Source organism: uncultured Algoriphagus sp. (assembly GCF_963974365.1).
Taxonomy (GTDB): Bacteria; Bacteroidota; Bacteroidia; order Cytophagales; family Cyclobacteriaceae; genus Algoriphagus.
Genome location: NZ_CAXBBX010000013.1, coordinates 53951 through 76146 on the forward strand (window position 1 = coordinate 53951; position 22196 = coordinate 76146).

17 protein-coding genes and 1 pseudogene are annotated in these 22196 nt (G+C 41.3%); all 18 read left to right on the forward strand.

From position 1 onward, the window contains the following. The first annotated feature begins 18 nt into the window (after window positions 1–18). The 18 genes and pseudogenes from AACZ87_RS17410 to AACZ87_RS17495 all read left to right on the forward strand — a co-directional run bounded on the left by AACZ87_RS17410 (window position 19) and on the right by AACZ87_RS17495 (window position 20982). A complete protein-coding gene (locus AACZ87_RS17410; protein WP_339869019.1) occupies window positions 19–1953 on the forward strand; it encodes a heavy metal translocating P-type ATPase in 1935 nt (644 codons plus the stop codon). Between the two features lie 134 nt (window positions 1954–2087). Beyond that, window positions 2088–3974 (forward strand): FTR1 family protein, encoded by a 1887-nt coding sequence (locus tag AACZ87_RS17415; RefSeq protein ID WP_339869021.1) that lies wholly within the window; start codon window positions 2088–2090, stop codon window positions 3972–3974. A 1-nt stretch (window position 3975) separates the two neighbouring features. After that, entirely contained in the window at window positions 3976–4866 is an 891-nt protein-coding gene (locus AACZ87_RS17420) for a bestrophin family ion channel (protein WP_339869023.1), read from the forward strand. A 15-nt stretch (window positions 4867–4881) separates the two neighbouring features. Then, complete coding sequence (locus tag AACZ87_RS17425; protein WP_014022489.1) at window positions 4882–5310, forward strand: MgtC/SapB family protein; 429 nt, start codon at window positions 4882–4884, stop codon at window positions 5308–5310. 212 nt (window positions 5311–5522) lie between these two features. Then, window positions 5523–5879, forward strand: a complete 357-nt coding sequence (locus tag AACZ87_RS17430; protein WP_014022488.1) for an STAS/SEC14 domain-containing protein — start codon at window positions 5523–5525, stop codon at window positions 5877–5879. After that, on the forward strand, window positions 5864–7240 hold the full coding sequence (nhaA, locus tag AACZ87_RS17435; protein WP_014022487.1) for a Na+/H+ antiporter NhaA: 1377 nt from the start codon (window positions 5864–5866) through the stop codon (window positions 7238–7240). The genes AACZ87_RS17430 and nhaA overlap by 16 nt, the downstream gene beginning before the upstream one ends. Before the next feature lie 121 nt (window positions 7241–7361). Beyond that, window positions 7362–9866, forward strand: coding sequence for a heavy metal translocating P-type ATPase (locus AACZ87_RS17440; RefSeq protein WP_339869026.1), 2505 nt, complete (start codon window positions 7362–7364; stop codon window positions 9864–9866). A 135-nt stretch (window positions 9867–10001) separates the two neighbouring features. After that, on the forward strand, window positions 10002–11405 hold the full coding sequence (gene lpdA / locus AACZ87_RS17445) for a dihydrolipoyl dehydrogenase (RefSeq protein WP_339869028.1): 1404 nt from the start codon (window positions 10002–10004) through the stop codon (window positions 11403–11405). Between the two features lie 136 nt (window positions 11406–11541). Beyond that, window positions 11542–14184: a TonB-dependent receptor gene (locus tag AACZ87_RS17450; protein WP_233756349.1), complete on the forward strand. Its 2643-nt coding sequence runs from the start codon at window positions 11542–11544 to the stop codon at window positions 14182–14184. Between the two features lie 73 nt (window positions 14185–14257). Continuing rightward, window positions 14258–15514 (forward strand): cytochrome P450, encoded by a 1257-nt coding sequence (locus AACZ87_RS17455; RefSeq protein ID WP_339869030.1) that lies wholly within the window; start codon window positions 14258–14260, stop codon window positions 15512–15514. Further along, on the forward strand, window positions 15507–16874 hold the full coding sequence (locus AACZ87_RS17460) for a phenylacetate--CoA ligase family protein (RefSeq protein WP_233756351.1): 1368 nt from the start codon (window positions 15507–15509) through the stop codon (window positions 16872–16874). Before AACZ87_RS17455 ends, AACZ87_RS17460 begins: the two co-directional genes overlap by 8 nt. A gap of 10 nt (window positions 16875–16884) precedes the next feature. After that, a complete protein-coding gene (locus AACZ87_RS17465; RefSeq protein WP_233756352.1) occupies window positions 16885–17550 on the forward strand; it encodes a cation transporter in 666 nt (221 codons plus the stop codon). A gap of 21 nt (window positions 17551–17571) precedes the next feature. Then, a pseudogene (locus AACZ87_RS17470) lies at window positions 17572–17927 on the forward strand (STAS/SEC14 domain-containing protein). A gap of 10 nt (window positions 17928–17937) precedes the next feature. Then, complete coding sequence (locus AACZ87_RS17475) at window positions 17938–18777, forward strand: cation diffusion facilitator family transporter (RefSeq protein WP_233756355.1); 840 nt, start codon at window positions 17938–17940, stop codon at window positions 18775–18777. A 53-nt stretch (window positions 18778–18830) separates the two neighbouring features. Then, window positions 18831–19625 (forward strand): cation transporter, encoded by a 795-nt coding sequence (locus AACZ87_RS17480; RefSeq protein WP_233756356.1) that lies wholly within the window; start codon window positions 18831–18833, stop codon window positions 19623–19625. A 171-nt stretch (window positions 19626–19796) separates the two neighbouring features. Beyond that, window positions 19797–20171: a metalloregulator ArsR/SmtB family transcription factor gene (locus AACZ87_RS17485; RefSeq protein ID WP_233756357.1), complete on the forward strand. Its 375-nt coding sequence runs from the start codon at window positions 19797–19799 to the stop codon at window positions 20169–20171. After that, window positions 20168–20767 carry a mercuric transport protein MerTP gene (gene merTP, locus AACZ87_RS17490; RefSeq protein WP_233756358.1) on the forward strand — a complete coding sequence of 200 codons (600 nt, stop codon included), beginning with the start codon at window positions 20168–20170 and terminating at the stop codon, window positions 20765–20767. Before AACZ87_RS17485 ends, merTP begins: the two co-directional genes overlap by 4 nt. Before the next feature lie 5 nt (window positions 20768–20772). Then, window positions 20773–20982 (forward strand): GDCCVxC domain-containing (seleno)protein, encoded by a 210-nt coding sequence (locus tag AACZ87_RS17495; protein ID WP_233756359.1) that lies wholly within the window; start codon window positions 20773–20775, stop codon window positions 20980–20982. Window positions 20983–22196 lie beyond the last annotated feature (1214 nt).

Consider the following 22196-nt stretch of genomic DNA (forward strand, 5'->3'; position numbering starts at 1 on the left):
TTTTGAACTGTTTGCATTATGACAAAAAAGAAAAAAATAAATCTGAGCGATCTTAATAAAAAGAAGGTATCCACCGCGAATTCTGAGAGTAAAATGAAGTTAGGAACGTATGTGCCGGCAATTGTAAGTTTTGCAATGCTGATAGTCGGTATCTCGCTTGATTACTTTAATCTACTGCCATTTTTTAAGGGGTGGGTTCGCCCTGTATGGTACGGTTTAGCCTATGCTCCCGTGGGCTTTCCTGTGATCAAGGAAGGCTGGGAAAGCATCAGGAAAGGTGATTTTTTCACTGAATTCTTCCTGATGTCCATTGCTACATTAGGAGCGTTTGCTATAGGTGAATATCCTGAAGGTGTAGCCGTGATGTTGTTTTATGCGGTAGGTGAACTCTTTCAAAATGCTGCAGTGACACGGGCTAAAAGCAATATAAAGGCATTGCTCGATGTACGGCCTAATATCGCTTTGGTATATCGGGACAATGATTTTGTAGAGGTAAACCCGGAAACGGTGCATATCGGGGAAAAGGTTCAGGTGCGAACAGGAGAAAAAATTCCTTTGGATGGTATTCTTTTGTCTGAAAAGGCCAGCGTCAATACGGCAGCGATCACAGGGGAAAGTAAACCTGACACTATATATAAAGGAGATAAGGTTTTTGCGGGAAGCATCAACCTTGAAGGCGTAATAGAACTGGAAACGACCAAAGAATTTAACGACAGCTCCATTGCCCGGATTTTGGATATGGTACAAAATGCCACGGCAAGGAAATCAAAAACAGAGCTTTTTATCAGAAAGTTTGCCCGGATATATACCCCTATCGTTGTATTTCTTGCCATCTGCCTCACCGTTCTTCCCTACTTTTTTGTGGATAGTTACGTATTCCAGGATTGGTTATACAGGGCGCTTATCTTCCTGGTAATCTCCTGTCCCTGTGCATTGGTAATTTCTATTCCACTGGGCTATTTCGGTGGATTAGGTGCGGCCTCAAGAAACGGCATCCTGTTTAAGGGAGCCTCATTTCTTGATGCCATGACTAAAGTAAATACAGTGGTTATGGACAAAACAGGCACGGTCACTAAAGGGGTGTTTAAGATCAAACAGATCAAACCAGTAGCTATTTCCGAAAATGAAATGATGTCCTATCTGTTGGCCCTGGAGGAGCAGTCGACCCACCCAATTGCCCGTGCCATTATGGAGTATGAATTAAATGGCCAGCACCATACAGCTTCTGATGTAAGCGAAATAGCAGGAAAAGGGTTAAAAGGTAAAGTCAATAATAAAACTGTTTTAGTGGGCAATAAAGCATTAATGACAGCTCATAATATTGCTGTCCCACCGGAGACAGATACCATCGTTGAATCTATCGTGATGATCACCATTGATGATCTATTTTCCGGCTACGTTACCATTGCCGACCAATTGAAAGAAGATGCGGTGGAAGCTGTAAGGCAAATGCATAATGCCGGCATTAAGAAAATCATTATGCTGTCGGGCGACAAGCCATCAATTACTGAAAAAATTGGGAAAGAATTGGGCTTAGAACAAGCCAAAGGCGGTTTGTTACCGGAGGATAAGCTTCATGAAGTGGAAGAAATGAAGAAAGATCCATCAGCCAGCATTGCTTTTGTGGGTGACGGGATCAACGATGCACCCGTTTTGGCAGTCAGTGATGTGGGGATAGCCATGGGTGGTCTCGGGAGTGATGTGGCGATTGAAACAGCTGATGTGATCATCCAGACAGATCAGCCTTCAAGGATTGCAATGGCTATAAAAATAGGTAGATCTACACGTAAGGTGGTCTGGCAGAATATTGCCCTGGCCTTCGGGGTAAAATTAATCATGATGATCCTGGGAGCCATAGGTTTAGCATCTTTGTGGGAAGCCGTTTTTGCAGATGTAGGTGTGGCCTTTCTGGCTATTTTGAATGCTATAAGAATCCAGAAAATGAAGTTTTAAACCAAACCGGAGTGTGCTTAATAGATAGCTAAATGTAATTAGAGAGGTTTTAAAGGACTAAATAGATGATAATAAACTCATTATATACAATTTTTACGGTAGGTGTACTGCTCTGCATTTTTCCGCATAACGTAATGGCAAGCAAGGATGATAGTAGCCTGCGAACCACCATTCATCTGCTGGACTACATTTCAAGAGACTATACCGCAGCAGTACAAAATGGCGAAATAATAGATGAAGGGGAGTTTGCAGAAATGCAGGAATTCAGTGACAAAGTGTATTTGCTCATTGAAGAAAGTGATCTGCCGCAGGATAACAAGCTGCTTATTCTGTCACAGTTAAAAGAATTAGGAAAGCAGATAGAAAATAAATCTCCTCATAAAAGTATTTACACCTTAGCGCAACAAGTCAGAAGAGACATTATCAAAACTACCAATCTTAAAACGGCTCCCCTTGTTTGGCCGAACCTTGAAAATGCGAAGAATTTGTATGTGCAGCATTGCACACCCTGCCATGGAGTGAATGGAGCGGGAGACGGTAAGTTGGCGGCAGGCTTAAAACCTGCCCCTACCAATTTTCTTAATGCTAACCTGATGCAGCAAATCTCGCCCTTTCAGGCATATAACACTATAAAAATGGGTGTGGAAGGTACTGCCATGCAGAGTTTTGCCACCTTATCCGATAAAGAGATCTGGGACCTTGCATTTTATGTAAAATCTCTCCGTTTTAAAACCCAACCTGACCAAAATAGCAACCTTCAACAGAAGTTTGATCAGGCAAACAATACAGTGAATTTAGAGGAGGTGGCTACCCTCTCTGATGTGGAATTGGTCAAACGTCTGAGCAATAATGATAGCGCTGACCCAGAGTTGTTGCTAGCTGCACTGAGAACACAATCTCCCGAGGATAATACACAAAAATATTCGCTTGATAAAGCAAGAAATTATTTAAAAAGCGCTTTACAAAATTATACTTCCGGCAGCTACTCCTCTGCACGAGAAGATGCCCTGGCAGCTTACCTGGAGGGTATCGAGCCATCGGAGGCAAGACTAAAGGCCAATGCCCCTGCTTTTACAGCCAGCCTGGAGCAGCAAATGTTTAAGATCCGGGAGGTAATCGAAAGTAAAGGTGACAAAGCACAAGTTGAGAAGGAAATTGACAATGGTCTTGCCATGCTGGGGCAGGCAGAGGAAATGATGCAGGACAAAAAGCTTAATTATTGGATGTCATTTGCATTGTCAGCTTCAATTATGTTGCGAGAGGGGCTGGAAGCATTTTTGATCCTGGCCCTTATCCTAGCTCTTATTCGTTCATCAGGACTAAAAAAGGCTATACCCTGGGTACACGGAGGGTGGATAACCGCCATATTGTTAGGAGTGGCAGGATGGTTTTTCACCGATTGGGTGATTGGTATAAGCGGTAAAAACCGGGAGATCATGGAAGGAATGATTTCGCTGGTGGCAGTGATCGTCCTGGCCTTCGTAGGATTCTGGTTGCATGACCACTCACATGCTAAAAATTGGAGAAAGTTTATCGAAGAAAAAATAGGCAAACAGCTAAAAAAAGACAAAATGTTTGGTATTGCTTTTTTCTCCTTTATGGTGGTGTTTCGTGAAGCCTTTGAATCCATTTTGTTTTTACAGGCTATCAGCCTGGAAACGCAACCGGCTCATCAATCATCCATTGGTCTGGGTGTTTTGGCCGCTTTTGCATTAATCGCCCTCATTGCTGTCCTGTTTGTAAGGTATTCTAAAAGGATACCTGTTCGGCAGTTGTTTCGCTATTCGGCTTGGGCAATTACCCTTCTAGCATTGATCCTGATCGGTAAGGGCGTTCATTCCATTCAGGAAGCCGGCTGGCTATCCGTTACCGGTTTTCCTGTATCGGTGAGTGTAGATTGGCTGGGAATATATCCCACTATTGAAACGATATCGGCACAAGTAGCGCTGCTGTTGCTTATGCTCTTGCTCTATTTTTGGAGTAACTATAAAACCAAAATCAGATCAACAAAACTGAATTAAAATGCTCTTAAATAAAAGAATATCCATACTTGACTTTATCAAAACCATTAAGGTTGATATTGTACTTATCTCTTTGTATGCGGTTGTGGTAGGCATTTTCGATCAATACGGATTTCTTGACAAAATTTCGGTTCCTATTGGCGTCACTGCCGTTTTTGGTACTGCGGTAGCCTTGCTGTTGGGTTTTCGAACCAATCAAGCCTATGAGCGGTGGTGGGAAGCCCGTATTATCTGGGGTGCTATTGTAAATGATTCCAGAACGCTGGTCAGGCAGTGTGTTTCATTTTTTGAAAGAAGCAACGATAGCTATGAAGCCCTGGTCGGGGAAATGGCCAATCGTCAGATCATTTGGTGTTATGCGCTCGGAGAATCACTAAGAAAACTACCTTTTTCCCACAGGGTCATTAAATATACAGAATCCAAGAAGACCGAAGCTTTTAATATTCCAAATGCTTTATTGTCAGAACATTCTGAAACCTTATTGAAGGCAAAAGAAAAAGGTATGGTCAATGATTTTCAGCAGGTGCAAATCGATAGCACCATCGCCAGATTATGTGATTCTATGGGCAAGTGCGAACGCATAAAAAACACGGTTTTCCCCAAAGCACACAGCCTGTTGATCCATTTGATCATTTATGCGTTTGCCACCATGCTGCCGTTTGGCCTGACAGATAAATACCTGGCAGTAGAAATAGGCCTTACTATTGGTATCCCGATCATTTTTATTGCCATCGAAAAAACCTCCATTCTCATGCAGGACCCCTTTGAGAACCAGCCTTTGGACACGCCCATGACAGACCTGGCGGAAACGATAGAAATAAACATCAGGCAAATGATTGGAGAAACGGATGTACCTGAAAAGAAAAAACCGACAGACTATTATGTTTTATAACACAAAACAATAACAATGGATTTTCAAACTGAAATAACGCTCATACCCAGACTACTTGTCGCCCTGGTACTCGGTGTTTTGATAGGACTCGACAGGGAAATTGACGGGCATGCCGCAGGAATCAGAACGTATGCTGCCGTTTGCCTGGGCGCAACCTTGATAACGATTATCAACGCCCATATTGAAGTGGCGGATCAGACCCGCATTGTTGCCAATATTGTTTCAGGCATTGGCTTTCTGGGTGCCGGTATCATTTTCAAAGATGGATCCAAAAATTTCATTTCAGGTTTGACAACCGCAGCTACTATTTGGGCCACTGCGGCTGTAGGAATTGCTATTGGATATGGCATGTACCTTATCGGGAGTGTCACATCCGCCTTGCTTATTCTATTATTGATTTCACATCATTTCCCTTTTTTAAAAAAGAAAAATATCAGAACATGAAAAAACTACAAATAAAAATACCATTACTCCTGCCCGAAGTACCGGATGAAAAAGATCAATGTGTACAAAAACTTATTCAACAACTTTAGGGAAAAGAAGGCTTGTAGAAAATTTATGCGAACGATGAAAATGGAATGTGGAAGTTGGATATGCAAGAGGCAATGAAATATAGAAAACACTCTTGAATTAATATAAATTAAAGTTAAAAGAAAATGATACAGCTACAGGAAACTAAAAAGGAAATCTTAATTACCGCTGAAATGAGCGGTAAGATCACAAAAAAAGGCATAGAAAAAATCCATCCGCTCATACATCATATCATCGATAAGGGAAATAAGGTAGATTTCTACTTTGAATTGGAAAACCTTCGCCGCTACAAGCTGGAAGGTTTATGGGAAGGCCTAAAGGTAGATACCGCACATTTATCAGATTATGGCAAAACGGAATTTGAAGGAAACAAAAAATGGCAGGAATGGGCGGCCAAAGCCATGGATTTGTTTACAGATTCAGAAGTCAAATTTTTTGACCTCCAGGAAAAGCAAAAGGCGAAGGAATGGATCGGTCAATAGAAATTAGCAACTCCGGATTAGCATATATTAGAGAAACTGCCCGTAAGTTTCTAGACAGGGAGACCACCGGAGGATTGCTTCTAATTGGCGCAACTATTATTGCCCTAGTGCTGGGCAATTCCCCTTGGGCAGATGCTTACCACCACTATCTGAAAGACGAATTTCTCTTTGAACTATCCGAACATTTTTCTTTTGGTCTGACCACCGAGGAATGGATCAATGACGGGCTGATGGCCATATTCTTTCTGGTGGCCGGCATGGAACTGAAGCGGGAAATAATGGTGGGCGAATTATCGTCCTTCAAAAAAGCTTCTATGCCGCTCATGGGAGCAATCGGTGGTATGATTTTACCCGCACTGATTTTCGCAGGTTTTAACTACGGTACGGAAAATATCAATGGCTGGGGAATCCCTATGGCTACAGATATTGCCTATTCTTTGGGCATCATTAGCCTGTTGGGTAAACGGGTACCTGCTCAGATAAAAATCTTTTTGGTGGCGCTGGCCATAGCGGATGATTTGGGGGCAATACTCGTTATTGCACTCTTTTACAGCAATGAGCTTAGTGGGCTGTACTTCAGTGCTGGTGGAGGCGTATTCATCCTTTTGTTACTGTTAAACCGTTTTGGGGTAAAAAACCTCTTCTGGTACATTGTGGGAGGAGTCGCTTTATGGTATTGCTTCCTGAATTCAGGCATTCACCCGACTATAGCAGGGGTGCTTTTAGCTGTAACCATACCTGTAAAACCCAAATTGGACAGTAAGGTTTTAAAGGAGCGTACCGTTCATAATATCAAAGCATTAGAAGAAACAGATATTGAAAACCGTGACCCCATGCAGGATAAGCGCCAAGGACAAATACTGAAAGCTATTAAAAAAGACACGGAAAATGCCAGGCCACCATTGCTCAGGTTAGAAAACAGTTTAATTGACTTTAATGCTTTTTTCATTATCCCGATTTTTGCCATTGCCAATGCAGGTGTAAAACTGGATGTCGGGTTTATGGAAGTGGTTTCGGGCTCTCTTGGGCTTGGTATTTTATTAGGGCTTGCCGTGGGTAAAGTTGCCGGTATTGGATTGTTCGCATTTATCGGTCAGAAATTAGGTATTGCAGAACTGCATCCTTCATTGAAATGGCGGCATATTATTGGTATGGGCCTTATAGCCGGTATAGGGTTCACCATGTCACTGTTTATTACCAACCTGGCATTTGACAATCCTGAGATTATCAAGGTATCCAAAATCAGTATTTTAATGGCTTCTCTAATTGCTGCTATAGGTGGTGTCATTACTTTGGTGATCGGCACGAAGCAGAATAACTATAAGGAGACTGAAAATTATGATTATTCTGAAAATGAATAATCACGATGTTTTCAATGTCCCACTATACCAATCCATTGAAATACTCCGGTATATTCAACCACTAATTGTATTATAGATATCAAAATGCAAGAATGTTTAAACAGACTATATAAATTCAATTATGAAAAAGCTACAAATAAAAATACCATTACTCCTGCCTGAAGTACCGGACGAGAAGGATCAATGTGTGCAAAAACTTATTCAACAACTTCAGGATAAAGAAGGCCTTGAAAAAGTGCATGTAGCAGACGAAACCGACAATGGCGTACCACAGCTATGCTTTCACTATAACCCTGAGCTTATTACGATTGATCAGATACAAAAATTAGCTAAACGTACAGGTGCTTCCATTATTGATAAATACGGTCACCGGTTAATTGAGGTAGAAGGGATTCGTCATACCCGTCATGCCAGAAAAATTGAAGAAGCACTCAATAGATTAGATGGAGTTTTACAGTCCGCAGTATCTGCTTCGGGTATGATCGGATTAGAATTTGAAACAGCAAAAATAAACGATGAAAAAATCCTTACTGTATTGCGCAAAGAAGGTTTAGATATTCTATCTACAGAAGTAGAAGTCGAGCGGTACATAAAAAAGACACATGAAGCCGAAAAAGGCGAAGAGCAAAAAGAAGAAGCTGATAAGGAACATGAACATGAGGAAGGTGAAGATCATGAACATTCGCATGGAGGCATTTTCGGTAAAAACACCGAGCTGATTTTTTCTATCATCTGCGGAGCATTGCTCGGAATTGGCTTTGGATTGTCTTATGTAGAGGCTGTGCCTTCCTGGGTGAGCCTCGCATTATACATCGGGGCATACTTCTTTGGTGGCTATTTCACAGCCAAAGAAGCCATTCAAACAGTGGCCAAAGGCGGCTTTGAGATTGATTTCCTGATGCTGGTAGCGGCCATTGGAGCGGCAATTCTGGGCGAATGGGCGGAAGGTGCATTACTCCTCTTCCTTTTTAGCATGGGGCATGCGCTGGAACACTATGCCATGAACAAAGCCCGTAAATCCATTGCTGCTTTAGCAGATCTCGCTCCTAAAACGGCATTAGTTAAGCGAAATGGTAAAACGGAAGAAGTAGGTATAGAAGAACTAAGCATAGGCGACATAATTGTGGTGAAGCCCAATAGCAAAATCTCAGCCGATGGCGTGATTGTCAGTGGTACAAGTAGTGTGAATCAGGCACCAATCACCGGGGAAAGTGTGCCGGTAGATAAAGAACCGGTGGATAATCCCGATAAAGACTGGTCACAGGAAAAAGACATCAAAGACGAGAACCGTGCTTTTTCGGGTACCATCAATGGCAACAATACGCTGGAAATCAAAGTCATTAAAGTAGCGAAGGACTCTACCCTCTCCCGTTTGGTAAAATTGGTGAATGAAGCCCAGACTCAGAAATCACCTACGCAGCGGCTCACCGACAAATTTGAGAAGTATTTTGTGCCTTCCGTATTGGTCTTGGTGGTCATACTCAATTTCGCATTTTTAGTATTGGACGAAACCTTTAGCGAAAGCTTCTACCGTGCAATGGCCGTATTGGTGGCAGCCAGCCCTTGCGCTTTGGCCATAGCCACCCCCAGTGCAGTGCTGAGCGGAGTAGCCCGGGCAGCCAAAGGCGGGGTGCTGATCAAAGGTGGACGTCCGCTGGAAGATTTGGGGGTACTTACCGCCCTGGCTTTTGACAAAACCGGAACACTAACAGAAGGTAAGCCCAAGCTCACCAAAGTAGTGGCTTTAGGTGATGTAAAGGAAGACGAACTATTGAAAATAGCCATAGCCGTAGAGAGCCTGAGCGACCATCCGCTGGCCAAAGCTGTGGTGCGGGATGGGAAAGAGCGACTGAAGGGTGCTGATGTGCCTGATGCAAAAGACCTGGAAGCGGTGTTGGGCAAAGGAATCAAAGCCACCTTGGGTAATGACAAAGTGTACATCGGCAACCTGGACCTGTTTGAATCGCTGGATGACAAAAAGCCCTCTAAGGAAACAGAAGAAAAAGTTAAATCACTGGAATCTGAGGGCAATACCACCATGCTGATCCGTCAAAATGACAAATACATTGGCATCATTGCCTTGATGGATACGCCCAGAAAAGAAGCTAAAAACACCCTGGAGCAACTGAAAAAGCTTGGTATCAAGCGTATGATCATGCTCACGGGTGATAACCAGAAAGTAGCCGATGCAGTGGCCAAAGAGATTGGCCTCACGGATGCCTGGGGCAGCTTGCTGCCGGAAGAAAAAGTAGAAGCCATCAAAGAACTTAAGGAGAAAGAATCCAAAGTAGCGATGGTAGGAGATGGCGTGAATGATGCCCCGGCCATGGCCAACAGCACCGTAGGTATTGCCATGGGAGCAGCGGGCAGTGATGTAGCCCTGGAAACAGCTGATATTGCCCTGATGGCTGACAAGCTGGAAACCTTGCCCTTTGCCATCGGTTTAAGTAGAAAGGCCAAAGGCATAATCAGGCAAAACCTTTGGGTAAGTTTGGGCATAGTAGCCTTGTTGATACCCGCTACGGTTTTCGGCTTTGCAAATATCGGTATTGCTGTGCTTATCCATGAAGGCTCTACCCTGGTAGTGGTGTTTAATGCTTTGAGATTATTGGCTTATAAAAAATGAGAAACTTGAATAATGTAAAGTGTTAAAAGCTAAAAGAAGTTTACAAAAAGTCATAGGGAAAGCAACAGGTTGGACCTGCCAGAAAACTGAACCTTAACGGCTCAATAATCAACTTTAACTTTAAAAAATGTGAATATGCAAAAATATGACGTAACTATAATAGGCTCTGGCCCTGGCGGGTACGTAAGTGCCATCCGAAGTGCTCAATTAGGGTTAAAAACGGCTATTATTGAAAGGTACAGCACTTTGGGTGGCACATGCCTAAATGTGGGCTGTATCCCGTCAAAAGCCTGGCTGGAAGCCTCGGAACATTATTATAAACTCAGGCATCAATTTGAAAATTTTGGGATTGATGTAAAAGAAGCCAATGTCGATATCAAAAAAATGAACCAAAGGGTTCAGGATGTGGTAAAGGAAATCATCAATGGCGTTGACTATCTGATGAAAAAGAACAATGTTTCCGTTTATGAAGGCCACGGCACCATCAAGGATAAAAACACAATTGAGATCAAGGCCGAAGATAAAACGGAAACTATAGAAACTGATAAAATCATCATTGCCACAGGGTCCAAACCCGCTTCGCTGCCCAATATTGAAATCGATAAAAAACGGATCATCTCTTCTACCGAAGCCCTTGCTCTAAGCGAAATCCCCGACCATTTAATGGTTGTTGGTGGGGGCGTTGTCGGGGTTGAGATAGGTTCCGTGTTCGCCCGTTTGGGGGCTAAGGTGTCCATTGTGGAATATCTTGATAGCCTAATCGCCACTATGGATGGCGCACTGGGCAAGCAATTGCACCGTTCCCTAAGAAAGCAGGGGATTGAGTTTTATTTGGAACATAAGGTGACAAATGCAACAGCAACAGATAACAAAGTGGAATTGAAAGCGGAAAACCTTTCCGATAAAGAAGAAATATTGTTAGAAGGAGATTATTGCCTTATGGCCATTGGCCGAAAGCCGTACACCGTCAATTTAGGCCTTGAAAATATAGGAGTGGAAACCAACGAAAAAGGACAGATAAAGGTAGATGAAAACCTCGAAACCAGTGTCAAGGGGGTGTATGCCATAGGGGATGTGATCCGTGGAGCAATGCTTGCCCATAAAGCCAGTGAAGAAGGCGTATTTGTAGCCGAACGGATTGTTGGCCAAAAACCACATATCAATTATTCGCTCATCCCAAATATTGTGTACACCCAACCCGAGGTTGCAGGAGTAGGTTTGACAGAGGAAGAATTGAAAAAGGCCAATAAAAATATAAAAACAGGATCTTTTCCATTCAAGGCCAATGCAAGGGCAAAAATAAGTATGGATACCGATGGCTTTATCAAGGTAATTGCAGATAAGGAAACAGATGAGATATTGGGAGTGCACATGATAGGCCCACGCATCGCGGACAGTTATACCGAAGCAGTGGTAGCGATGGAATTCAGGGCATCTGCCGAAGATATTGCAAGAATGTCGCATGGGCATCCTACTTTTTCCGAGACCTTTAAGGAGGCCTGTCTGGCAGCTACCGAAGACAGGGCGTTACATATTTAAGCCTTTCAATCCATGAAGCTTCCATATAAGTAGTGGTGTTTAATACGTTGCGATTGTTGCCTTGTAGGCTTATAAGAAGTAGTACTCAATATTTGAAATTAAATTATAGAATTAGCAAACTAAATTAAGACTGAAGATGACAAAACAAAATGTACTCTTGATCTTATTATTAACACTATTAAGTATTACCTCTTTTGCCCAAATTAAAGTAAGTGGAAAGGTGGTTGACAGTGAGGATAAACAACCACTTATTGGCTCTCAGATTATGGTGGAACCTCAGGGCGTTGGTACTGTAACCAATGAATCGGGATTTTTTGAGATCACACTTCCGGATGGCTCATATACAATTAAAATAAAATATTTGGGTTATGACGCAAAAACTTTTTCCGTCAATACTGACTCACCCGATTTGGGAGTAATAGCCCTGGTACGAGCCAGTACAACTTTGGATGAAGTCATCGTAAGTGCATCACCCAATAATTTTAAAGAGGAATTTAAAGGAAGCAATTTCAGAATAAGTCCGATTGCCCTGAAAAACATCAATCCACTGAGTGCGGAAGAAGTGCTGCGGATGGTACCCGGAGTGAACATTGTAGGTGATATGGGGCTTTCAAACCGCCCCAATATAAGTATCAGAGGGTCCTGGGGAAGGCGTTCTAAAAAGGTACTGTTGATGGAAGATGGAACACCATCCGCACCTGCTCCCTACATTGCACCGGGTGCTTATTACAACCCTGTGAGCGACCGGTTGACCGCCATCGAGGTGTACAAAGGTGCAGATATGCTGCGTTTTGGGCCAAATAATATGTATGGTGCCATTAATTACATTACCGCATTGCCGCCTCAAAAACCTGAATTACGAATGAAGTTGATTGGTGGTCAACGAAATTATCAAACAGGCTTATTGTCTTATGGCGGCACCTGGAACAATCTAGGGGCATTGGTCGAGGGCGTTTACAAAAAGTTTGATGGATTTACCGATAATTCATCGGTAGAAGTGCTGAATTTGAATGCGAAAATATATGCTAAACTTTCTGATAATCAATCCCTGTATTTCAAAGTGAGTGGCCAATTTGAGGATAATCAAGCTTCATTAAGTTCCCAAACACCATTTACCTTCGATACCGACCCAACCCAAAATCCCTTGGATGCTGACCAATTTACCATGAGGCGTTATGGGGTGGACATTATCCATAAATGGTTGCCTAATAGTAACCTGAGTTTCACCTCAAAAATTTATGCTACCGATTTTGAGCGGGATTGGTGGAGACAAATCACGGCAAAGGTCAAAGCATCAGAGGTAAGGAATTACGTTGGAGATGCGATTTTCAACGACCGTTACAGCTATTTGAATGGAAATACCTTGGGAGAAGAGGATTACGTTATTGTGGGCAGGGTGCTGAACGGTCGGGAAAGCACCACGGATAGTCGTTGGACATACACTGTTTCGGGATTAAAAGAAACGATGAATTATGATTGGCAAGCATTCGGTGAAAAACAACACCTGGAAGCAGCTATCAATTTGCACCGTGAAACCTTCAAAGACCGCTTTTTAGTGGCCGACAGCAGTAGGTGGGCAAGAAATGGAACCACCACAACAGATTTGTGGTACAGGTTATGGTCTTTCAACGGTTTTATCCGAAATGAATTTAATATCGGAAAATGGGGCATCACACCTATCCTTCGTTTGGAATACGTGGATATGTACCGACAAGATTTATTGGCTCTTGCCCAAAACCCGAACATAAACAGCACGGAAGAAGGTAGGGAGCCGAATGCTTACACGCAATTTTTACCGGGCCTTACAGTAGATTATCGCATTCAAGATGGGGAATTTTATGGAAGCATCTATCAGGGTATGATAGCCCCGTCCAAGGTATTCGGGTTTTTGGTGGAGCAGGACGGTGTTGTTACCAACCCGCTTGCAGGACAAAGCATCAACATTGAACCCGAATTGGCGTGGAACAGGGAAATCGGTTGGCGAGGAAATTTATGGGATAATCGCATTGACGGGCAACTGACCTACTTCAACAATACCAGCCGGAATTTCTATGCGGGAGGCCGAAATGAAGTATTTCAGGGATTAGGCAAAATTAATGTGCAAGGGTTGGAGGTTGCTCTTGGTGCGGAACTTTTCAATATAAACCAGCACCATATTCGTCTTTTCGGAAATATCAATGTGATGCAGTCGAAAGTGTTGGAAGGTAGATTGGTGGACAAAGATCTTTTTTCGCAAGTCATTCACAGTACCGCCACCCAAAACGAGTATATCGATAAAGTAAACGCCAACCGAAGTGCCTATGAGGTATATGTTTCGGACGGTTCGGGAGGTGAAGTATTACTTACTGATGAAACCATAGATCAAGCTGATTTTCAGAACATAACAAAAAGCGTTATCCGTTTTGGAGAGGACGGCATTTCAGATGCCGAAGCTCCTTACACACCCAAATGGAACGCGAGCATTGGTTTGAACTATGATTTCCAAAACCTATCCGTTGGAGTCAGTGGACATTTCGTAAGCGAGCAATTCACCGAGTTCCATAATTTTAGCAACGAGTCTGCCGATGGGGCAATCGGAAAGCTGCCTGCCTATCGTTCGATAGATGCCTACGTGAACTATGATTTTATTTTGGGTAAAAAACTGAGTATGACTGCCTTTGTTAACGGAAAGAATGTTACCAATGAAATTTACCGGGCCTCTCGCTTGAACCGTGCCACATCAGGGATATTCGGAGGTGGTTTCAGGCAAATTATTTTTGGTGTCAATTTGAGGATATGAGAAGATTGTCGGTATATAAAAAGGGTAGTGTATATAAAATAAGAAAAAATGATTATTTAAAGATATAAAGAATATGACAACTATTCCGAAAGACAAAAACATCGATAGCAGTTTGACGCTACTTCGTGACGGCTATGAATTTATACAGAAAAAGCGTAAAAAGCTTGGATCCAATATTTTTAGAACTCGCTTAATGTTAAAGAAAACGATCTGCATGAGTGGAAGAGAAGCCGCGGAGGTTTTCTACGATAATGAAAAGTTTCAGCGCAAAGGTGCTACTCCTAAAAGAGTGCAAAAAACATTATTCGGCCAAAAGGGGGTTCAGACATTGGATAATTCAGCACACAGACAAAGAAAAGAAATGTTTATGTCTTTGATGAAGCCGGATAGCCTTGAACAGTTCTTAGAGATCAAAAAAGGTTATTGGGAAACATACATTAGTAAATGGGAGAAAGAAGAGCAAATAATATTATTTAACGAAGTACAGGCGCTACTCTGTCGTGCAGTCTGTTCGTGGTCGGGAGTGCCGCTGCGAGAAGAAGAAGTGCAACAAAGAGCAAAGGATCTTGGGGCTATGGTAGATGCCTTTGGAGCCATCGGTCCAAGGCACTGGAGAGGAAAGCAGGCTCGGAAAAGAGCTGAAAAATGGATTGGTAACCTTATTAAAGAAATCCGTAACGGCAAAATTCAGGTAGAAAAGGGCACTGCCGCCCACTCAATTGCTTTTCACTGTGAGCTTGATGGTAAATTGTTGGACACAAAGGTTGCAGCAGTAGAGCTGCTCAATGTAGTAAGACCCACCGTAGCCATAGCAACCTACATTACTTTTACTGCTCTTGCTTTACATCAATATCCACAATACAAAAAAGAAATACAGACAGGGAAAGAGAATCTGACAGAAATGCTGGTACAGGAAGTACGAAGGTTTTATCCATTCACCCCAATGGTAGGCGCCATTGTGCGAAAAGAATTTGAATGGAAGGGATATACATTTAAGCGTGGCAGGCTGGTGTTGCTGGATATATATGGCATGCTTCACGATCCTGAATTATGGCAACATCCTCAGGAATTTAATCCTGAAAGATTTATAAACTGGGACGGCAATCCCTTTACCTTAATTCCGCAAGGTGGAGGAGAACATCTACACGGTCATCGGTGTGCGGGTGAATGGCTTACCATTGAATCGATGAAACAAGCTGTAGATTTTCTGACAAATCGGATGACTTATGAGGTACCCGATCAGGATTTGACATTCAGTTTATCGCGTATGCCCACGCTGCCACGCAGTGGTTTTATGATAAGTAAAATAAAAAAATTGCCATATGAATAAAATTAAAACCACGGTTTTATGGATGCTGTTTGATACCTGGAAGGCTAAGAAAGAAGGCTTAAAAGGAATAGAAACACGGCAAAGTAAACGTTTGGCTGATATTGTAGCCTTTGCTCGTGCAAACTCACCTTATTATCAGGAACTATATCAAGAGTTACCAAAGCAGATTGAAGATCCAACATGCTTGCCGGTTACAAGTAAAAAAGAGTTAATGGAGCATTTTAACGATTTCGTCACCGATCCAGAAGTAACCATTGAAAAAGCACAGGCATTTGTTGGTAATCCCGAATTCATTGGGGTGTATTTTTTAAACAAGTACACTGTCGCTACTACCTCCGGAACTACAGGAAAAAAGGGAATATTCCTTATTGATGAGAGGAGCTTTAAAGTAGTGGGCGCTCTTGCATTTCGCATGATGATTTCCTGGCTTGGTTTAGGCGACTTCATTCGTATTCTTGTTAACCGGGGCCGTTTGACGATGATAAACGCAATGGGTGGGCACTTTGCTTCCGCCATCGCTGCGGTACGGCTAAAAAAGAAGCGTGACAAAAGGTATCAGGTCCTTCCTGTGAACATGCCCATACCAGATATGGTTAAAAACCTCAACCAGTTCCAGCCCATAATACTTGCCCCCTATGCAAGTATGGGCCCGCTGCTGGCCAGTGAACAGGAAGCTGGACGGCTGCACATAAATCCTTCGCTAATCGTGCTCTCTGCAGAAGGGTTACCTGAAAAAGAGTACCAACGGATTTCAAGGGCATTAAATGCTAAAGTCTACGATAGTTATGCTGCTACGGAATGTCCTTTTATTAGCTACAGGTGCAGATATGGCTGGCTCCATGTAAATAGCGATTGGGTGATACTGGAACCTGTTGACGAGGATTATAAACCAACTCCTCCAGGGAAACAGTCATACACTGTACTTCTAACCAATCTTGCTAATAAAATACAGCCCATACTTCGCTATGACCTTGGAGATAGTATTTTACAAAAACCTGAACCCTGCAAATGTGGTAACCCGCTTCCTGCTATTCGTGTACAAGGCCGCTCTTCTGATGTGCTTACTTTTCCTGCGGATGGGGAAAAAGTATCTATTGCGCCTTTGGCATTCAGCACTGTAGCTGCACGCATTCCCGGGATTGATTTGTTCCAGCTTGTACAGACCTGTCCGACAAATCTTCGTATACGCCTGAAGCTTTCGGCTGGTGCAGAACCTGAGCGGATTTGGCAAACAATACTCGCAGAGCTAGCTGGTGTGCTAAAAGAGAATAGACTTGAAAACATCACCTTGGAGAAAGCTGAAGAACTGCCTGAACAGACATCCGGTGGTAAGGTTCGTGAGGTAATTCCATTAAAATAATAGACCAGTCATGAGCGATAATAACAACAACGAAGAAGACGAGATCCAGCTCGATGCTTCTAATAAAGCTGAAAGAAAAACATTAAAACAGGTTCTGGGAATCAATATGTTTCAGGTGGCACTGGCCGGTATTGTTGGCTTTATAGCAAATTCCACAGGGCTATTGGGTGCTGCACTTGACAATCTTGCTGACTCAGCCGTTTACCTTGTAAGCATTTACGCTGTGGGCAAAGGTGTTGTAGCTCAATCACGCGCTGCAAACCTTTCCGGTGTTCTTTTAATTGGGCTGGGTCTGCTTTTGTTGGGTGAAGTGATCAGGCGTTTTGTTACAGAAGCCGAACCAATTGGATGGGCCATGATCATCACGGCTATAGTAAATGCAGCAAGTAACCTGCTTGCCTTGCGCTTGCTGAAATCTCAAGGGGAAAGAGGCGTACACATGAAGGCCTCCATGGTATTTACCAGCAACGATATGCTGGTAAATTTAGGCATTGTATTGTCCGGTGTCGGGGTGATGGTGTTTAACTCCCCTCTTCCGGATTTGATCATCAGCCTTATTGTGGTTGGAGTGGTGCTACAGGGAGGATGGAAAATACTTAAACAGGCACAAAGTGCACGCAGGAAAGGTGTTGCAGCTTCGGAATACAATAATCAGAAGAAAAAGCATAGAGAATAAAAATTGAAAATCTGAAATACGATGATTCAAATACTCGAACAAACAAAAGGCAACATCATTGCGACAAAAGCCACAGGAAAATTAACGGAAGTTGATTACGATAAACTGTTGCCACTGTTCAACGATAAGCTGAAGCAATACCGGAAGATCCGTTGGTATTTTGAAATGGAAGATTTGACGGGTGCGAACTGAACGTTTTTTCGGAAGATTTAAAGTTTGATGCCAAACATGCCAATGACTTTGATAAAGTGGCCATGGTAGGCGAAAAAAAGTGGGAAGAAAAAATGTCTGACCTAATGGGTTTTTTCAGTTCAGGTGAAGTTAAATACTTTGATATTTCAGAAAAAGAAACTGCATTCAAGTGGATTAAAAAATAACAGCTAGGCAGTGGCAAAAAAAGATAACAATATCAGGACAGCCTTTTTCCTGAATCTAGCCTTTACCGTGCTAGAAGTCACAGGTGGTTTGATTTCAGGCAGTATCGCTATTTTAGCAGACTCACTCCATGATTTTGCTGACAGTCTTTCACTGGGTGCAGGCTGGTACTTCGAAAAGAAATCCAGGAAAGGAAGTACGGATAAATATTCTTATGGATATGCCCGGTTTTCTTTATTGGGAGCGATGATAAACGCGTTGACATTATTGCTCGGATCAATCTATATAGTTTATGCATCTGTTGAGCGAATAATAAATCCACAGAACCCTGATGCATATTGGATGCTTGGCATTTCATTTTTGGGTATAGCCTTAAATGGAATCGGTGTTTGGAAGTTGAAATCCGGTAAATCGATGAACAAACAGGTTATGATGATTCATCTTTTAGAGGATGCTCTTGGATGGGTTGCTGTTCTTGTTGGGAGCATTGTCATGTTGCTATTTGATGTTCCAATATTGGATCCTATTCTGGCCATTGTTATTAACCTTACTGTTCTTGTATTTGCTATGCATAAACTGGTACAGGCACTAAAAATACTGCTTCAAAAAGTTCCGAAGAACATCAATCTCCCTGAACTTCGTCAAAAAATACTTTGCTTGGACAAAGTTAAAGATGTAGAGCATTTACATATATGGTCGCTAACGGAGGAAAAAGCTGTGGTCACTGCACATGTTATAGTTTCAGACATTCGATTATTATCGGATTCAAGTGCTATAAAAGAGCAGATTCATGCAATTTTAAGCGATATAGATACCGAACATATCAACATTGATCTGAAGAGTTCTGATTGATAATATATATTTAAATCTTAAAAATCTTGCTGTCAAAAGATAAGCTAGTCAACATGCAAAAAACAATCTTTGAGATAACCAAAATGGACTGCCCTTCGGAGGAGAACCTTATCAGGATGAATTTGGACGGTATTTCCAGTATTGAAAATTTGGAATTTGATATCCCAAAACGGAAACTGACAGTTTTTCATCAAGGGGAAATTGAAGCCATCGAAAAGTCTGTTGTGGACTTAAATTTAGGAGGGAGGAAAATTTCCACCGAGCAGACTGACCAATCGGTCTTTAAAGAACACACTCACCAAAAAAAGTTACTATGGTCTGTCCTTGCAATAAATTTTGCGTTTTTTCTAATCGAAATGACCACAGGAATTATTTCCAAATCTATGGGGCTGGTTGCCGATAGCTTGGATATGCTTGCGGATAGCTTTGTGTATGGGATAAGTTTATTTGCAGTGGGGGGAACAATATATAGGAAAAAGCGGATTGCTAAATGGGCTGGATATTTTCAGATCATACTTGCGATCATCGGATTTGTAGAGGTATTAAGAAGATTTTTTGGAGTCGAGAAGCTTCCGGATTTTTCAACAATGATTATTGTCTCAATTCTTGCCCTCATGGCGAATGGAATTTGTCTTTATCTGTTGCAAAAATCGAAAAGCAAAGAAGAGGCTCATATGAAAGCAAGTATGATTTTTACTTCAAATGATGTGATTATTAATTTAGGTGTAATTGCCGCAGGCCTATTAGTTCATTGGCTAGAATCCAGTACGCCAGATCTGGTTATAGGAACAATTGTTTTTGTCTTGGTTGTTCAAGGGGCATTTAGAATTTTAAAAGTGAGCAAATAGAAAAACATGAAGTGATTTTATTCGAAATAACGGTAGGTAAGGATAATTTCAGACTAAGTAAAAATATTTGATTTTAGGATATTAACGTTGCAGAGTATTGGATTTTTAGAACAAAAGTAAAAATGTATTTAAGCATTTGCTTAAATAAGAAGTCTCCTTATTTTTGTATTCATGGATATCATTTCTTGTATTAGGCAACAAGCGGACGTTGAACAACTAAACCACTGCAAAAGCCGAGTTTTTGAGCTTCACGAATCCTTCGACTATTTATCAAAGGGACTTGAGCTGGCTGGGAATAAGGTCAGGTTGAAAATTCTTTTCCTGCTTTATGAAGAGAAACAACTATGTGTATGTGATTTGAGTGATATTCTAGGAATGACCATATCGGCAATTTCTCAACATCTCAGGAAACTCAAAAATCAGAAGGTCATCGAAGCTGAAAGACAAGCGCAAACTATTTTCTACTCCTTAGCTGAAGAGTATAAAATCCTGCTTAAACCGATATTCACATTAATTGAGGAAAATAAAGTTTTCGAAACTGTATGAAGAAAGATAATACACTAATCGGCGCAGGAGTTCTATCATCCTTTACGGCTTCCATATGTTGCATTACTCCTGTTTTTGCTCTTGTCGCGGGAACAAGCGGAATCGCATCCACTTTTTCCTGGCTTGAATCAGCAAGACCTTACTTTATTGCTTTTACAATTTTGACTCTTGGTTTTGCTTGGTATCAGATTTTGAAACCTAAAAGAGAAGCGGATTGCTATTGCGAAACGCGGACTAAACCGAAGTTGATTGAAACCAAAACATTTTTGGGTGTTTTGACAGCGTTTGCTATGCTCATGCTTGCCTTTCCAAGTTACTCGCAAATCTTCTACCCCAAGACAGGAAGCCAGACGGTACTGGTTGACAATGAAAATCTTCAGACCGTAGAGTTTTCTATCAATGGGATGACATGCGCAAGTTGTGAAGAATATGTAAACCATGAAGTGAATAAACTTTCTGGAATAATCAGCTCGACCACATCATATGATAACGGCAATGCTGTTATACAGTTTGACAGCTTAAAAACGAATGCTTCTGAAATTGAAACAGCAATAAATAAAACAGGATACAAAGTAACAGAAAGAAAGGAAAAGTAATTAGCATGAATGTCCTACTAAAATCAATAATCACCTGCCCTGAGTGCGGAAATCAGAAAGAAGAAACCATGCCGACAGAGGCCTGTCAATTCTTTTATGACTGTGAGAATTGTAAAATGGTATTGAAACCTAAGAAGGGAGATTGCTGTGTTTATTGCTCCTATGGAACAGTGCCTTGTCCTCCTATTCAAGAGCACAAGCCTTGTTGTTCTTAAACATTGAAAAAAATTAAATATTGACAGCCCTTATTTATCTTCAAAGAGTAACATCTGGTTTTACTAGTTTTTCAATTCATTAAGGTTTGCAATTCTAAATCATTTTTAGCAAAGTATTGGATTCATACTAGGCTATACTTTGGAATTTTTGTAAATTTACCTCGTTCTTGAGAACAAGTTCTTTTAATACAAGAAGTAAGCAGGAAGCTTTAAGCTATTGTAATATCCTGATTTACAACGAATTGTGTTTTGTTTTCGTTATAAATTATTGGATTGCGTCAATCGTGTAGTTCTGTGAAAATCTAATTTGTAATTAACTGATTATCAATTATATAGTAGCTAGGTTCATTCCCCTTCCTCTCTACAGAATAAAACCCTAACTATTTGAAATATTGATAGTTAGGGTTTTTTGTTTTGGTGCAGTAGTGGTTTGGTGTGTTTTTATAGAAAAATATGCTCATTTACAGGATTATTTTTTATTCTGGTTCTCCTTCTCTTAGTCACACCTCCTTTGTTTCAGTTTTAGAGCCTAAATACCAGGAAGCTTATAAAAGGCGTGAAGGTCTTTCTTTAGATTAGTAGAAATAAGTAAAAACTATTAATAGTAGTTGCCATAGAACGATTCTAGGACTTTATTTTTAAGGCATAAAATTGCTATTATATCTCTTTAATGTAAAACTCTTAGTAGTGATCTAGCTTTTGTTCTCTATTTGAAAAAATCAAAAAAAAACACCTCTGCAGTACTTTTTTTGTGCTTAGTAGTATCGAATTGAACTATAAAAGCATGAAATAAATACTCGTAAAAGTTTAAAAGTTGTTAAGCCATACTTAGGTATAAGCTGTTTTTGCTTAACTTCTTACTTGTTAGACAGTAGGAATTAAAATGTTTTATAAGCGAAAGTTGGTAAGTCTTGAATATGTAAATGCCAATGAATCAGGATATTCAAATAATTTGAATAAAAGCTGGGCTCTGAAGTACATTTTAATTTTTCTTTCTGCGAAAAAATAAGAACCTTACACCCGAGTTTTAGAGGAACGTGTCTTTTTTTATGTAAAAGGAAATACGTCCGCTCGTGTAAAAGCTTGCTTATTCCTGAGATATAAGCCTGATTTTTCACAAAATTCTAAAAGAGTCGATTGTTTTTTGAATTTAAAAAATGATAACTTTAAAACTCGATTCTAGAGTAGAAACCATTTAACCTTTATCAAAAGTC